Annotated in this window: 12 protein-coding genes; 10 read left to right on the top strand and 2 right to left on the bottom strand. The window is 39.9% G+C overall.

Annotated features, from left to right (window positions below):
• Positions 1 to 214: hypothetical protein (locus QNJ50_RS15015; protein WP_300636539.1), on the bottom strand; the 214-nt coding region annotated here is incomplete at its 3' end.
• Between the two features lie 18 nt (positions 215 to 232).
• Between QNJ50_RS15015 and QNJ50_RS15010 the strand changes: the two genes are divergently transcribed.
• The 3 genes from QNJ50_RS15010 to QNJ50_RS15000 all read left to right on the top strand — a co-directional run bounded on the left by QNJ50_RS15010 (position 233) and on the right by QNJ50_RS15000 (position 5,867).
• Positions 233 to 2,314, top strand: a complete 2,082-nt coding sequence (locus QNJ50_RS15010; RefSeq protein WP_300636537.1) for an OmpA family protein — start codon at positions 233 to 235, stop codon at positions 2,312 to 2,314.
• 153 nt (positions 2,315 to 2,467) lie between these two features.
• Positions 2,468 to 3,199, top strand: coding sequence for a transposase (locus QNJ50_RS15005; RefSeq protein WP_300636535.1), 732 nt, complete (start codon positions 2,468 to 2,470; stop codon positions 3,197 to 3,199).
• Between the two features lie 208 nt (positions 3,200 to 3,407).
• Positions 3,408 to 5,867, top strand: coding sequence for an isopeptide-forming domain-containing fimbrial protein (locus tag QNJ50_RS15000; RefSeq protein WP_300636532.1), 2,460 nt, complete (start codon positions 3,408 to 3,410; stop codon positions 5,865 to 5,867).
• Here the strand turns inward: QNJ50_RS15000 and QNJ50_RS14995 are convergent.
• A complete protein-coding gene (locus QNJ50_RS14995) occupies positions 5,845 to 6,180 on the bottom strand; it encodes a hypothetical protein (protein WP_300636530.1) in 336 nt (111 codons plus the stop codon). The genes QNJ50_RS15000 and QNJ50_RS14995 overlap by 23 nt on opposite strands.
• A 124-nt stretch (positions 6,181 to 6,304) precedes the next feature.
• Here QNJ50_RS14995 and QNJ50_RS14990 point away from each other — a divergent pair, with 124 nt between their 5' ends.
• The 7 genes from QNJ50_RS14990 to QNJ50_RS14960 all read left to right on the top strand — a co-directional run bounded on the left by QNJ50_RS14990 (position 6,305) and on the right by QNJ50_RS14960 (position 15,583).
• Positions 6,305 to 7,723, top strand: a complete 1,419-nt coding sequence (locus tag QNJ50_RS14990; protein WP_300636528.1) for a hypothetical protein — start codon at positions 6,305 to 6,307, stop codon at positions 7,721 to 7,723.
• Between the two features lie 204 nt (positions 7,724 to 7,927).
• Complete coding sequence (locus QNJ50_RS14985) at positions 7,928 to 9,679, top strand: hypothetical protein (RefSeq protein WP_300636526.1); 1,752 nt, start codon at positions 7,928 to 7,930, stop codon at positions 9,677 to 9,679.
• A gap of 375 nt (positions 9,680 to 10,054) precedes the next feature.
• Complete coding sequence (locus QNJ50_RS14980; RefSeq protein ID WP_300636524.1) at positions 10,055 to 10,789, top strand: glutathione peroxidase; 735 nt, start codon at positions 10,055 to 10,057, stop codon at positions 10,787 to 10,789.
• Positions 10,790 to 10,945: 156 nt separating this feature from the next.
• On the top strand, positions 10,946 to 11,071 hold the full coding sequence (locus QNJ50_RS14975; protein ID WP_300636522.1) for a hypothetical protein: 126 nt from the start codon (positions 10,946 to 10,948) through the stop codon (positions 11,069 to 11,071).
• A 40-nt stretch (positions 11,072 to 11,111) separates the two neighbouring features.
• The gene (gene crtI, locus QNJ50_RS14970) at positions 11,112 to 12,611 is read left to right on the top strand and encodes an NAD(P)/FAD-dependent oxidoreductase (RefSeq protein WP_300636519.1); all 1,500 of its coding nucleotides are present in this window, start codon (positions 11,112 to 11,114) and stop codon (positions 12,609 to 12,611) included.
• Positions 12,612 to 12,912: 301 nt separating this feature from the next.
• Complete coding sequence (locus tag QNJ50_RS14965; RefSeq protein ID WP_300636517.1) at positions 12,913 to 14,469, top strand: HAMP domain-containing sensor histidine kinase; 1,557 nt, start codon at positions 12,913 to 12,915, stop codon at positions 14,467 to 14,469.
• 247 nt (positions 14,470 to 14,716) lie between these two features.
• Positions 14,717 to 15,583 carry an oxaloacetate decarboxylase gene (locus QNJ50_RS14960; protein WP_300636515.1) on the top strand — a complete coding sequence of 289 codons (867 nt, stop codon included), beginning with the start codon at positions 14,717 to 14,719 and terminating at the stop codon, positions 15,581 to 15,583.
• Positions 15,584 to 15,827 lie beyond the last annotated feature (244 nt).

Genomic DNA, 15,827 nt, shown 5'->3' with positions numbered 1-15,827 from the left:
CCATGGACAAATAAACAATGTACAGACGCACCATGGACAAATAAACAATGTACAGACGCACCATGGACAAATAAACAATGTACAGACGCACCATGGACAAATAAACAATGTACAGACGCGCCATGGACAAATAAACAATGTACAGACGCGCCATGGACAAATAAACAATGTACAGACGCGCCATGGACAAATAAACAATGTACAGACGCGCCATGGCGCGTCTCTACAACGGGTGCGTGTTGTAGTCAACAGCAACGAAGATGGGGCGATTCAAGCTGATAATACTTTGACTTTGCGAGAAGCAATTGAAATTGTTAGCGGTACTTTACCTTTAAATGAACTCACTCAGACCGAAAGATCTTTCGTAAAGACGTTGCAATGCAATGTCTCTAAAGGTAATCAATGTTCCTCACAAATTGAATTTAACTTACCTCAAGGACAAACCACTATTGCATTAAAGTCAATTTTACCTCCCCTCAAAGCTCCTGGATTGATTATTGATGGTACGACTCAACCGGGATACGAACCCAATAAATCTGCAACAGCGGAAATTGCTATTCCCATCCCCATAGTAGAAATTACCCCCGCTGACAATCAGAAAATATTTCGCGGTTTAACTGTAGTTGCAGATAATATCACTATCCGGGGACTAAGTTTATATGGTTTTACCTCCGAACATGGTTCCACCGAAAGTACACCCCCTGCAGATATTTTTATCTCAAATATAATTTATCCAGAAAACTCTTCTTCTGGGACAAGAAAACCAAATTTCAAATCTCTACAACCACCCAAAAATGTTGTAATTGAGAATAACTGGCTCGGCATTAACACTGAAGAAAAAGTTCCTGAAATTACTTCCGCTTTTGGGGTATCTGTATTTAATGCGGTAGGGACGAAAATTACTCGCAACCGCATTGCACATCATGATGGAAGTGCAATAATTACTGGTATCCGGGCAGATGATATGCAAGTCCGAGAAAATATTCTTGTTGGTAATGGTGTTGCAGGAATGCCTGATGCTATCAGGTTAGATGGTTCAATTGCTCGCTCAGAAATCACCTCTAATTTGATTTGTGGTAATGATGGCAGTGGTATATTTTTATTCAAGCCTGAAGGTTCGGTAAGAATTGAAGATAACCAAATTAAATTTAACGGGCGACGTTTGCGACGGGCTGCAGTATACTTGATGGGTAATAATCATCAGGTGTTAAATAATAAAATTACTAATCAAGTTGGTTCCGGGGTTACGGTCACTTCTTACCCCAAAAGCCGAGGTAATATAATTCGTGATAACAGTTTTGCTAATATCGAAGGATTAAGTATTGACCTCAACGCCAGACATAATGCTGGAGTTCGTGATTTTCAAAAAGGTGATGGACCCAACCCACCCCGTGACTCTAAAAACCGTCGTTTAGATACAGGGAATGCTGGGATTAATGCTCCCGAGTTTCTCAGTCCAGAGTTTATGATTCTTGATGGTAAAGTTTACCTTGACGGAAAAGCCGATCCTGGAACCGAAATTGATATTTATCGTGTTACTTCCAATAGCAAACAATCTGTAGACTCATACCCCGCTTATTCTCCTCTAAGAAAAATCATCGCTAAGGTCAAAACCAATGAAAAAGGTAGATTTGGGACGGTTTTAGAAAATTTAGAGCCAGGAGATATGGTGAGTGCGATTGCAACTTTACCTAAAGACGGTACCTCCGAACCTGCAGCAAATGCAGTTGTGGTTACACAAATTGGTGAAAAACCTGTCAAAAGACCACAAGCAGCAGAAATACCCCAATGCACCAGTCGTCCTCAACCTCCTCCTCCAACTCCTGAACCAATACCTGAGCCGATCCCATTACCGGAACCTGAACCGCTTCCCGATCCAATTCCTGAAATTAACCCCGAATTACCACCAGCACCGATCCGTTTGCGAGTACCGAGAAATATTCACTTTGCTTTAGATAAAGATTTTATTAGTTCAAAGAGCACCCAAGTTTTAGATCGAGTTGCTGAAGTTTTAGAACAATATCCCACTATCGTCATTGAACTTCAAGGTCATACCGACTCCCGTGCTAGCGTTGCTTATAACCAAGATTTAGCGAAACGACGAGCAAATAACGCCAGAAAATATCTGATTAAAAAAGGTATAGCTCCCGAAAGAATGACTATCCGTTCCTTTGGAGAACGTCAATTACTTACAGACGAAAGCGATCGGGTTGAATATGCTCGTAATCGTCGGGTGGAAATAAGTTTCTTCGATGTTAGGGGGATAGATATCATTTTTGACAGCCAAGAGGAAGATTTGCAAATAGAAAAATAAACCTGAGGATATTCGTTACACCAATAAACAATGTAGAGACGCGCCATGGCGCGTCTCTACACGACCAACCAAAATAAAAACGACATGACCATACGATATGGGAATACTGATTACACCAATAAATAATCACATAAATAATCAAAATTAAACGATATGACCCAACCAAAATTTAAAAACAAATATCGTGTAGGATCCATCCGTTTACCAAATCGTGATTATGGGGCTAATGGTTGGTATTTTGTGACAATTTGTACTAAAGAATCTATCGATTATTTTGGTTGTGTGGTTTCGGGTCAAATGCAATTATCACCCATCGGAGAAATTGCGAAACAATTCTGGGTAGATATTCCTAATCATTTTCAAAATACTCACATAGATTCATATGTGATTATGCCCAATCACGTCCACGGTATTGTTATTATTGACCGTCCTACAGTTCTAGAAACGCGAAACACCAATAACGTAGAGACGCGAAACACCAATAACGTAGAGACGCGAAACACCAGTAACGTAGAGACGCGAAACCCCAATAACGTAGAGACGCGAAACCCCAATAACGTAGAGACGCGAAACCCCAATAACGTAGAGACGCGAAACCCCAATAACGTAGAGACGCGCCATGGCGCGTCTCTACAAACTGTGGGCAAAACGAATAAATTTGGTCCATTAAAATCTGGTTCTTTGCCAACGATTATCAATGCATACAAATCTAGCGTGACACGTTGGTGCCGTAAAAATGGTCACGATAATTTTGCATGGCAGCCCCGATATTATGAACATATCATTCGTGCTGATGATTCTTTAGATCGAATTCGAGAATATATCATTAATAATCCTAGCAAATGGGATGAAGACAAAAATCAACCCACAAATTTATGGATGTAGAGACGCAAAATTTGAATAATGTAGAGACGCGCCATGGCGCGTCTCTACAAGGAATTCACCAAAAAATGAGTAATTGCGCGCACATACAATGAAGTATTTTTTATTACAAGCGAAACTAAAAATATAAAATAATTCAAATAATTTACCTATTATAAATATTTAACTTGTGAAGAGTTTTTATTACTAGTAATTTTTTGGGTATAAAACAATGAAATTTTTATTGAAATATCTACAAATCTTATCTAATAAAAGAAAAATAAGAAACGCAAACAACAAAAAAAACTTAGATACAAATACTGGAAAAGAAAAATTGGAGTTGTATGAAATTCCTAAAATTGCCAATCGTCAGCACAGTTGCTCATTGAGTTGGTTTCAACGTGGCGTAGCAACATTAATACCCTTAGCTGCTACCTTGAGTCTTGCTCCATCTGTAGAAGCCGGGGGAATTGCCCGCAATTTTGCTATACGTTATCAAGTAGACCAGCAAGGAAGTATTCGTATTATCGGTAACTCAACCATGACCTGTTCTGATACTTCGGGTTCTTTGATTGGTTATTTGTACTATAACTATGGTATTCCACCCATTAATTTTTCAAACTCTACCTGTAGTGGGGCACGTAACCGTTCGGGGGGAACCAACCCCGCAGGCGATCCAGGCAATATTAACGACGCCCAATATATGGTGTATGTTGATACAGACGGCGATAGTTCAACTTTTAGCTCTAGTTCTTCTACCTTTACTTTACCAGCCAATGCTAAAATCACCTTTGCTGGGCTGTATTGGAGCGGTACGACCGATGTCGTCCCCGACGAGCGATTTTATGGTTACTCGGGGGATTACGATCTATATATTCCTAGTGGTCAGGCTGCGCCCAGTGCAGGTCTGCGTAACCAGGTAAAATTTAAGGTTGGGTCAGGTGCCTATCAAACCCTTACAGCAACTCAGTTAGATACTGATGCCGATGGAACTGCTGGTGGTACGGGGGGTGTCTATCAGGGATTTGTTGATGTCACCAATCTAGTGGCTGAACAAGCAGGTGGGAGTACCCGTACTTATACAGTTGGTAATATTCAGTCTGCCCAGGGACAAAAAGGCTACGGTTCTTGGTCACTGGTGGTGGTTTACGAAGATACCACAGAATCCATGCGTAACTTGACGGTCTACGACGGTTTTATTCGCCAGCAAAATGGAGATGCTCCGCGCTCTACCACCGTTAGTGGTTTTACTACACCAACAACAGGAGCAATTCGTGCGGAAGCAGGTGTTGTTGCTTATGAAGGAGATTTAGATATCTCGGGCGATCAATTTCTGTTTAATGGTATATCTATAAGTGATGCGCTTAACCCCAGTAATGAGTTTTGGAATAGTAATGCAACTCAGTTTGGAAGTAACATTTCAGGGCGCAATCCTTCTTATAGCAATATGTTTGGTACCGATATTAATTTGATTGATGTGTCAGGTTCTGTTAATAACGGTGATAATAGTGCAACTCTAGGCTTTACGACCGTCGGTGACCAATATTATCCAGGGGTATTTACCTTTGCTGTTGATATTTTCCGACCTGAGTTGACGCGCACCTTTACCAAGCGAGCAGTAGATGTGAATGGAGGCGACTTTCTACCTGGGGAAGATATCGAATATGAAATAAGTTATACTAACACCGGTAATGATGGGGCTGCAGATGTTGTCCTAAGTGACTCACTTCCAACTGGTACAACTTTTGTCCCTGGCTCATTGGAAATTGTAGCCGATCCAGAAGCTGCAAATGTCGGCACTAAAACAGATATCGCTGGGGATGACGAGGCAGAGTATGACAGTGCTAATAACCGGATTATAATTCGCACAGGTGCAGGAGCTAGTGCGACCCAAGGGGGCTTGGTCGATATTGGTGAAACCGTTACAGTGCAGTTTAAGGTGAAAATCGATCCGAACTTTGCAGCGCCTGATTCTTTGGCAAACCAGGCAACAATTAACTATGAAAGTAAAACAACAAGTGATACGTTTAGTGGCACGAGTGATGATCCGGATACACCAGAAGAGAATGATAGCACAACGATAACGGTATCAGAAGCTCCAGTTACTAACAACCCAGATGTCATACTAGTCAAGCGCATCACTGCCATCAATGGCGATCGCACTCAAAATCCCAATGACAACACGGTGTTAAATACCTTTGTCGATGATACGGTTTCTACTCGCAAAGATGATGACAACCATTCTAACTGGCCGAGTAATTACTTACTAGGTGCCCTGGATGCAGGGAAAGTTAAACCAGGTGATGAAATTGAATATACAGTTTACTTTCTCAATTCTGGTGCGGGAAATGCCGATAATGTGAAAATCTGCGATCGCTTATTACCCAATCAAACATTCAAAAATACTGCTTATGGTGCAAATGCAGATGTACAGCTACAGTTAGGAACCAGCGCTGTATTAGATTTAACTGCGGCTAATGATGCTAGCGATCGCGCCGAGTTTATTGCTGCTGGAGGTTCTATACCAGCGAATTGCTTCTTAAAGGGTGCAAATGATGATGGAACACTAGTAATTGATATTACTGGCACTACTGGAAGTCCCAATTTGTCAACAATGCCCGGTTCCACAGGGTCGGGTACACCTAATGATTCCTATGGTTTCTTCCGGTTTACCACCAAGGTTGACCCCTAACTAATATAGAAATGCCAAATGTAGGACGCCAAATGTAGGACGCCAAATGTAGGACGCCAAATGTAGAGACGCCAAATGTAGAGACGCCAAATGTAGGACGCCAAATGTAGGACGCCAAATGTAGAGACGCGCCAGAGCCTGCGGCGTCGGCGTTAGCCTCTGGCGCGTCTCTACACGACAAACCAAAATTGAAACGAATATCCACCCAGAAAATATTAACAAAATCATTAATTGGTGGGTTAAGTATAAAAGTGTTATAAATAACTAATAAATCAGTATATATGCTAAATAATAAATTTAAATTAAACTCCAAATTAAACCGATTCCCAGTTACCCCAAAGAAACCGAAAAATAAACAAAGAAGACAGAAAAAAAGCAATTATGATTATCGTTCCCTGTTAGTTACGGTATTATTTTCTAGCAGCACTTTTCTGCCAATGTTACCCGTATTAGCCGCGAGTCCTGCACCTGGGACTGTGATTGACAACCAAGCAACTGGTAGTTTTACTGACCCCAGTGATGGTACAGAAAAACAGATTGAATCTAACACTGTTACAGTCACAGTTGCTGAAGTTGCTGGTATTACCATCACTCAGGCTGCTGTTCCCGAGGAAGCCCCCAGCGGTGTCAGTGGTGCTGGGGCAAATCAAGGCAATAATGAAATAAATCCAGACGATATTATTTACTTTACATATAAAATTACTAACGTTGGTAACGACCCGACACAATTCTTTATTCCTGGTATACCAAGTAATGTTACCAATGGTAGCTTAAACGGAAATATTGAAATTATTGAATATGACCCCGATGGTTCCGGTGCAACCGCTGCAGTTGATTTGAGTGGTTCCCCTGTAAGTATTCCCAATAGTGGAATTAGTACGGGGGATGCTGCAGCTTTAGATTTACCCAACGGTTCTATTCCCCCTGATGGTACAGTTACAATTCGGGTACCCATCAAAGCTGATTCCAACTTAAGTGATGGAGATACAGTAACTGTGGTTATGGGTGATACGGGAAGTAATGATAATTCTGCGGCGACTCAAAACCAAGTTTACGCTGCAGGTACCAATGATGTTTACACTCAGGATAATCCAGATAATACAACGGGTGAGACTGATGGTACTCCGATAAATGGGGATGCTACCAATCATCGTCAGGAAGCTAGTTATAGTCAAGATGTGACAGTTGCGATCGCAGTTTCCAGTAACCCCAACGTACTTCTAGTCAAACGTATAACAGCTGTCAACGGTAATACTACTACCAATAATGGTGATGACCTTTCAGGCTATATCAACGAACAAGACAACCTAAATACAGGTGGTAATCCCTACGATGACAACACCATTACAGTTCCCGACCCTGCTAGCGATACAGACCCACAAAAAGATACCGATAAATGGCCCGATCCTAATACTTTCCTCATCGGTGGTATTAACGGCGGTCAAGTAGATCCAGAAGATGAAATTGAATATACCATTTACTTCCTTTCTGCAGGGGATACAGAAGCTAAGAGCGTACTATTTTGCGATCGCGTTCCCACAAACACTACCTTTATCCCCACAGCTTTTAATGGCGAAACCAATAAAGCCACTGGTGGTTTAGATACTGCAGACAGAGGAATTATCTGGCAATACAACAATATTATTCAATCCCTGACCAATGTTAAAGATGGTGATGCAGGTCAATATTTTGCTCCTGGCGTAGATCCGAAAACAGTTTATCCCGATATTGATTGTGGTGGTGACAATACTAATGGTGCAGTAGTTGTTAACTTGGGTGACATACCTAATGCTACTGCTCCTGGGGTTCCGATTAATTCCTACGGTTTTGTACGCTTCCGGGGCAAAGTTGAATAAGCAGGGTAGAAGAGGAGCAGGGGCTATCCAGGGTTCTGTTCCTTTACCGGTAAACAAGAATCGGTATTTACAACAAGATTCAGCACCAGCCAGCACTTCACCATGATATTTGATAGATTTTGATTGCTTTTGGGAATATTTAGAATGGGAATATTAAACCCAATCCTATTCTAATTTCGCCATCAGCACCAGTAATCATCTGTTATGGCAAATAATTATCATCATCACAGACTCTACCGTAAATACAGACTCTACCGTAAATATAGCCATTATTTGCCAAAATTTTTATTCACCGCTCTGACATTTATTACCGTTAATTGGGATTGGATCTTGCCCAACCTTGCTCGGGCTACGGTGGAAATTACAATTGAAAACACCGCTACTGTTTCCTTTGAAGATCCTGACCAAGCAAGTAATACCCGCAGCGTGAATTCTAATACAGTCACCAGCAAGCAAACAGTTTTAGGTTCTTGTCTTCTTGGGGATGGGGTTCCTGACTCTGCAATTACTGCTTATATCAGCGACGAAGTTAAAAATAATAACTCTGCAAGCCGTCAACTGACAGATGCTTTAGATGATGATTGGAGTCAAGCAGTTGGAGTTCCAAGCAGTGGTGTAATTGAACCATGGTTTGGTCGAGCTAGTACCCCAGGTAATGTTAACAGCTTCAGATATTTCGATCCCAGTATATCTACCAGTGCCAATACTACTGTTGAGTTAGTGGAAATACCCATCGGTAGCTTTGCTGATTGTCAGGGGATAACTAATGCTTCTAGCTCCACTCCTACCCTCAGTACTAGCAATACCCTTCAATCTAATTCTCCCCGTCCCACCAGCTTAAATAATACTACCGACCAGCCTGCATTCTGGAACCAAACTACTGCATCGAGTAAAGATAACCGCCGTTTTGCTGTCCGTTTTACCTTCGACCAACCTGTGAAATCCTTTGGAGCTTGGTTTGGTGACTTAGAAACCCGCACCACAGATGGAACTCCAGCAATTTTAAGGCTATTGGATAGTTTTGGAAACCGCATCGGGAACGACATCCCTATTCCACCGACAAACCTCTATGATGGTAATGCACCAGATCCAGAAGTCGTGAATCAAAACGAATGCGGTAATATCGATAGCAATGGTTTTACGGCGATAAATATTGGTTGTGGTAATAAATCGACTCGTTGGGTAGGTTTTGTCGATAATAGTTCTACCCCCCGCGTCAGTCAGGTATTAGTCATTGTGGGAGATGATGACTACAATGATGATGCAGATACGGAAATCCTCAGCTTTATCGGTGCAAATATCATAGTTAACCTTAACCCCACAGTATTACTTGTCAAACGTATCACAGCCATCAACGGTAATACTACTACCAATAGCGGCGACGACCTGAGTACTTACAACCAAGATGATAGCGATCGCTACGATGACAACGAACTCGAGGGTGCTAATCCCCCTATTCAATCCCAAGAGGATACGGATAAATGGCCTAATACCACAGGTAAAACTACCAGTACTTTCCTCATCGGTGGTATTAACGGCGGTCAAGTAGATCCAGAAGATGAAATTGAATATACCATTTACTACCTCTCATCGGGAGACACAGAAGCTCAAACAGTCTTACTTTGCGATCGTGTGCCGGAAAATACTACTTTTCTCCCCACAGCCTTTAATGATTTTCCTACCCAAGGAAGCAGTGGTTTGGGAACTGCAGACCGAGGAATAATCTGGCAATACAACAATATTATTCAATCCCTGACCAATGTTAAAGATGGTGATGCAGGTCAATATTTTGCTCCGGGAGTAGATCCGACAACAGTTTATCCTAATATAAATTGTGGTGGTGAAAATACTAATGGTGCAGTAGTAATTAATCTAGGCAATATCCCCAACGCCACCGCCCCCGGAGTTCCGACTAATTCCTATGGTTTCTTCCGCTTCCGGGGGAAAGTTAAGTAGTCCGCGATTCCCAGCAAATCCTAGACTGGTGCTCCTTGAACAGAAAATGCATTTGCACTTCTCTCCACATAGAATCTGTTAATCAGCGAAAAAATCTATGCGATACCCAAAGCAGAATCTACCCTTACCGATAGGTCTCAAACTACAATTCCTGAAAGTGTAAATAATTGAGTTTGATATTGATGCGCCATTATCAGAACAGAACGAATAAAATACTTTTAGTTCTCCACATCTGTCTATCTAAATTTTTGCCTTTTGCCGAAAAAACACTAACTCCTAAAAACTATCTCATTTGTGCTTGACAACTCATAATCATTACGAGTACGCTTAAGTTAATGGGATTGAAATTAATGTAAATACTAAGGAGATAAATTTATGCTTCCTAATAAAGAAGGACAAAAAGTTCCTGCAGTTAATTTTCGCGTCCGTAGAGATGGTCAATGGGTTGACGTAAGCACAAATGATTTATTTTCCCGGAAAAAAGTAATCGTTTTCTCTTTACCTGGAGCTTTTACTCCTACTTGTTCGTCAGCGCACTTACCAGGTTACAACAACTTAGCTGGTGTTTTTAAAGAAAATGGTGTTGACGAAATTGTTTGTATTTCCGTTAACGACACTTTTGTCATGAATGAATGGGCAAAAGATCAGGAAGCAGATAATGTAATATTGATCCCTGACGGCAACGGTGAATTTACTGAAGGGATGGGAATGCTGGTTGATAAGTCAGACCTAGGTTTTGGTAAGCGTTCTTGGCGTTATTCCATGTTGGTTAACGATGGGGTAGTGGAAAAGATGTTTATTGAACCAGAAGAACCAGGAGATCCATTCAAAGTTTCCGACGCGGAAACCATGCTCAATTACATTAACCCCAAAGCAGTTCAACCCAAAAACGTTTTCATCTTTTCTAAAGTTGGCTGTCCTTTCTGCGCTCGTGCGAAAGAAATGTTGAAGCAAAATGGCTTGACCTATGAAGAAGTTAACTTAGGTAAAGATTATTCCACTCGTACCTTAAAAGCAGTTGCGAATGCGACTACAACTCCCCAAGTATTCATAGACGGTAAACTGGTAGGTGGTTCTGAAGAATTAGCTGCTTACTTTGGTGTAAAGTAGCATCAGTCAACGTACTTTCTGATTGATGTATTTTCGTTTTGGTGGTTGACTCAAAAGATATTGTTCGCAGTTCCAGAAAATACAGTTCCAGAAAATACAGTTCCAGAAAATAATGTAGAGACGTAGCATTGCTACGTCTTTATGAGATTTTGGGTTATGAATATCAATAATCAAGTTGAATACTGGGATCGGGAAGGTGCAACAAAAATTTTTCGTCATCCCGTTAATTTTGACCTTCTGGGTATAGCAATCCTAAATAATCTGTCCACGAATCAAATATGATTGCTATATCTATAATTTTTTAGATTTCGATCCGAGCAAAATGTCAAACAAGCAATCCAAACAAATCATTATTGTCGGTGCAGGACCTGGTGGTTTAGCCACAGCCATGAGGTTAGCCAATTTGGGCTACAAGGTACAAATCTTTGAAGCAGCCGATCAAGTCGGTGGTAGGATGCGCGGCTTTAATGATGGAGCTTATGGATTTGATACTGGACCAACAATTTTACAAGTACCCCGTTTATACGAAGATTTATTTGCGGATTCCGGGTTAAAGTTATCTGATTATATTACCTTTAAACGTTTAGAACCTAATACTCGGATTTGCTTTTGGGATAATACTCAACTCGATCTAACATCCGATTTGGATGCTTTCAAAACCCAACTAGCAGCACTGCGTCCCGATCTACCCGCAGCTTTTGAACGTTGGTATGGAGAACATATTCGCAAATACGATGCTAGTTATAACGCTTATTTGGGTACTCCACCGCGTTCCATCTTAGGTTATTTACGCCTCGATGAAATTCTTGCTGCAATACCGTTTCGTCCTTGGGAAAGTTTATATCAGCATTGTTGGCGCTTTTTTCAAGACGATCGCTTAGTTTATGCTTTGAGTTATCCTTCCAAATATTTGGGGATGCATCCAACTCTTTCCCCCAGCGTTTTTAGTTTGATTCCTTACTTGGAATTTGCTGATGGGGTATGGCATCCTGAAGGAGGTTTTCGTAATCTTGCAGCTGCGATGGGTAAAGCTGCAACAGATCTAGGTGTCACCATTAATTTACAAAGTCCTGTCAAACAAGTTTGGATTGAAAATGGTCAAACCCAAGGTATTGAATTAAAAGACGGAAAGAAAATTCCAGCCGATGCAGTGGTAGTGAATGCAGATTTTGCCCATGCAGTCAAAAATATATTGCCAGATTCAGCCCGCGATCGCCGCTACACTGATAAAAAACTCGATCGCATGCAATTTTCTTGTTCCACATTTATGTTGTATTTGGGAATAGATAAACGCTACGAAGATTTACCCCACCATCAAATTTATCTTTCCGAACACATTCGCAGACGACAAAAACCCTGGTTAGATGATTCGGCGCTAGATGAAACAAATCCTTCTTTTTATGTATGTAATCCCAGTATCATCGATCCGGGTAATGCACCTGAAGGTCACAGCACCTTATATGTATTAGTTCCAATCCCCAATACTTCCCATAATGTTGATTGGCAAAGCAAACAAAAATCCTATCGTGATTTTATTATCAACAGAATGCATCTATTGGGTTTCAAAGATGTAGAGAAACATATCGTAACAGAAACTTGTTATACTGCAGAAACTTGGGTCGATGACTATAAAGTTCATCTCGGTGCGGTTTTCAATCTCAGTCATAATTGGAATCAACTCGGTCCTTTCCGTCCTCCTATTCGTTCTCATAATACCAGGGGATTATATTGGGTTGGTGGTGCAGTTCATCCCGGTAGCGGATTGATTACAATCTTGGAATCCGCCAAAAGTGCTACTGTATTTATTAAAAAAGATTTCTAAAAAATAAATAATAAATATTTATAAAAATTCTGTTCGGGGCATCTAGAATTAATCATAATGTATCTTAATTAGTAGTATTTCTTTAATACATATTAATTGTATTAGAGAAAACAACATTACATTTTTAACCAGCTTGCTAATTGTAAACTTGATGGTTTTAAACCCTTATTTGCTTTGTCACTGATTTTTTAATATTTACTGCTGTCTTAAATATTACTAGTATGTTTTCAATTCTACCGGATGTCGAAAAATAATACTTGATGGGAGCATAAAAACTATAGAAAAAATAGGATTATTAGAATTGCATTTAAATTTAGCGTTATTTACAAGTAAGTCTAACAAAAGACAAATTGCGAAAGTTTCTGCTCCCAAGCGAGGATTGTTTTGGGCGACTCGGACTCGTATTCTTGTATGGTATGTTTTGACTATCACTATTATTTCCATCGTCTCAATTCCAATATTTCGCGAGTTATTATATATTCGCGTTGATGAGCGGGTTCGTAAGGATTTGGTCAAAAGAATACTTGTATTTAATAAATTGATAGAAAATGAAGCTCAAACCTCATTATCTGCATCAGATTTAGCAAAACATCCAAATTTCGGAAAAAGTCAAGTTTCCGACCCTCGTTTTGTGCGTCCATCTTCCCATAAAGAACTAAAAGATTTCTTCAGACTATTTTTGAGGGAACAACTTCCGGAAGATGAAACATTTTTTATGACTTTCGTTGATGGAAAATTTTATAAATCAAATCCCCGAGGACGACCGGAAATTTTTGATCGAGATACAGCATTAATGCGCCGTTGGGCTAAATTAGTTAAACCAGAAAGAGGCGAAAAAGAATTAGCCGATCCCAAATTAGGTGGTCTAATCTACATCACTCAACCAATAAAAATACAAGGGGAGAATTTAGGAGTATTTGTCATCGCTCACACTGTAGGTGACGAACGTCAAGAAGCAATTGAAGCGACCGCAGTTGTCTTTCAAGTGATGAGTGTGGTTATGTTAGGGGCTGTGATGCTTGCTTGGATTGCTTCTGGAAAGGTACTAGCTCCTTTGCGTTCTTTAAGTACCACAGTGCGTTCTGTTAGTGAATCCGATTTAAGTCAACGAGTTCCGGTATATGGTAAAGATGAACTTGCAGATCTGGCAAGCACTTTCAATGACATGATGGATCGATTGGAAGCAGCTTTTACTACTCAACGTAATTTTATCAATGATGCAGGACAAGAGCTACGAACTCCCATTACTATTATTCAAGGGTATTTGCAGCTGATATGTGATGACAAACCAGAAGAAGTGGAAAAAAATGTCACACTGGTATTTGATGAATTGGATCGGATGAACTTACTTGTCGAAGATCTAATTATACTTGCAAAAGCAGAACGTCCAGATTTTTTAAATTTAGAAACAGTTGATGTTAGTAGTTTCAGTGAAGAATTATTTGCTAAGGCTCAAGCTTCGGGAGAACGTAGTTGGCGTCTAGATCGAGTTGCTATGGGAGATATTGTAGTAGACCCCGAACGGCTAACACAAGCTTTTATGAACCTGATACAAAATGCAATCCAACATACAAAAGCTACTGATACAATTGCAATCGGTTCTTCAATTACTCAAAATACAGTAAAATTTTGGGTGCGCGATACGGGAGAAGGAATTGATGAGCAAGAGCATGAAAGGATTTTTGAACGCTTTGCTCGTACGAGTAGTATCTATAATTCCCAGGGTACTGGTTTAGGATTATCTATCGTCAAGATTATTGCAGAAGCTCATAATGGAAAGGTAATACTACATAGTAAGCTGGGAAAAGGTGCTAACTTTTGTATAGTTTTACCAGTTAAGCCACTTAACTCAAATTAGATTAACATTCTTATTAGTGCTAAGTTTACTGTTACAAAGCATCTAGTATATTTTGTTGCTGGTAAAATTTCTAAAAATACCTACAAATTAATTAAGCAAATTATTTTGTAATAAATCCAAATTTATCTTAAATGTTATTCAAAATATTCAAAATCCAAAATATTTAAAATCCAAAATATTTAAAATCCAAAATATTCAAAATCCAAAATATTTAAAATCAACCAAAATATTCACAATAAAAATACCGATGTCTGCAGCGAATAAACTACGAAAATTGCTTGAAAGTCCAGAAATTTTGGTAATTCCGGGAGTATATGACTGTCTGAGCGCCAAAATAGTAGAACAGGTTGGTTTTGAAGTTGCTGCAACAAGTGGTTTTGGAATTGCTGCTTCAACTTTAGGATTACCGGATTACGGTTTTTTGAGCGCCACAGAGATGTTCTACAGTGTGGGAAGAATAGCCCAATCCATAAGTCTTCCCCTAATTGCTGATTTGGATACTGGCTATGGTAACGCCTTAAATGTCATGCGGACTGTTAAGGATGCTGTGCAATTAGGATTAGCAGGAGTAATTTTAGAAGATCAAGAATCTCCTAAAAAATGCGGGCATTTTGAAAACAAACGAGTAATATCTGAAACCGAACATGCGAATAAAATTCGTGCTGCAGTTGAAGCTCGTGGTGACAGTGGTTTGGTTATTATTGCTCGTACGGACGCCCGTGCACCTTTGGGTCTTGAAGCTGCTATTTGTCGTGGGAAGGAATATATCAAAGCTGGAGCAGATGTATTATTTGTTGAAGCACCCCAATCTAAAGATGAATTGCAAAATATAGCTTCAACTTTTCCTAATATACCTCTGGTAGCCAATATTGTTGAAGGTGGTAAAACTCCCCAACTCTCAGCTTCTGAGTTGCAAGAAATGGGTTTTAAAATAGTATTTTTCCCATTATCTGGTTTATTAGCAGTAACAAAAGTGATGACTGCTTGTCTGAGTCAGTTGAAAGCAGAAGGAACTACAGCGAATTTTCCCGATTTTATAAAATTCCAAGAATTCCAAGAATTAATTGGCGTCCCCAAATATTTGCAGCTAGAAAAAAAGTTTGCTGATTCATAAACATACTCCAGTAAATACTATTAGATTTTTCTATCGTCAAACAACAATTAAGTTGTAAGACCTTTAGCGCTAAAGTGCTACTAAGAGCCAAATACGAGTATTTTATATCTCTTTACAAAGTTTACTTTTTTCTTGCCTACTTACTTAATTTAACTACTTTTTTCCTTCTCTTTAACCTTTCTGAATTTAGTAATCCCTCTAATTTTTTCTTGGAGGGAGTTTTTTTTAGGAGTATTTTTATTTA

It is taken from the genome of Mastigocoleus sp. MO_188.B34, from assembly GCF_030065675.1.
Classification (GTDB): Bacteria; Cyanobacteriota; Cyanobacteriia; order Cyanobacteriales; family Nostocaceae; genus Mastigocoleus.
The sequence above is the reverse complement of the archived record's forward strand: the minus strand, read 5'-3'. Positions and strand labels throughout refer to the sequence as shown.

Bases quoted from the DNA above. Each gene is read 5' to 3' on its own strand.
- crtI (WP_300636519.1), top strand. From the start codon at position 11,112: ATGTCAAACAAGCAATCCAAACAAATCATTATTGTCGGTGCAGGACCT.
- QNJ50_RS14980 (WP_300636524.1), top strand. From the start codon at position 10,055: ATGCTTCCTAATAAAGAAGGACAAAAAGTTCCTGCAGTTAATTTTCGC.
- QNJ50_RS15005 (WP_300636535.1), top strand. From the start codon at position 2,468: ATGACCCAACCAAAATTTAAAAACAAATATCGTGTAGGATCCATCCGT.
- QNJ50_RS14985 (WP_300636526.1), top strand. From the start codon at position 7,928: ATGGCAAATAATTATCATCATCACAGACTCTACCGTAAATACAGACTC.
- QNJ50_RS14990 (WP_300636528.1), top strand. From the start codon at position 6,305: ATGTTACCCGTATTAGCCGCGAGTCCTGCACCTGGGACTGTGATTGAC.
- QNJ50_RS14975 (WP_300636522.1), top strand. From the start codon at position 10,946: ATGAATATCAATAATCAAGTTGAATACTGGGATCGGGAAGGTGCAACA.
- QNJ50_RS15000 (WP_300636532.1), top strand. From the start codon at position 3,408: ATGAAATTTTTATTGAAATATCTACAAATCTTATCTAATAAAAGAAAA.
- QNJ50_RS14960 (WP_300636515.1), top strand. From the start codon at position 14,717: ATGTCTGCAGCGAATAAACTACGAAAATTGCTTGAAAGTCCAGAAATT.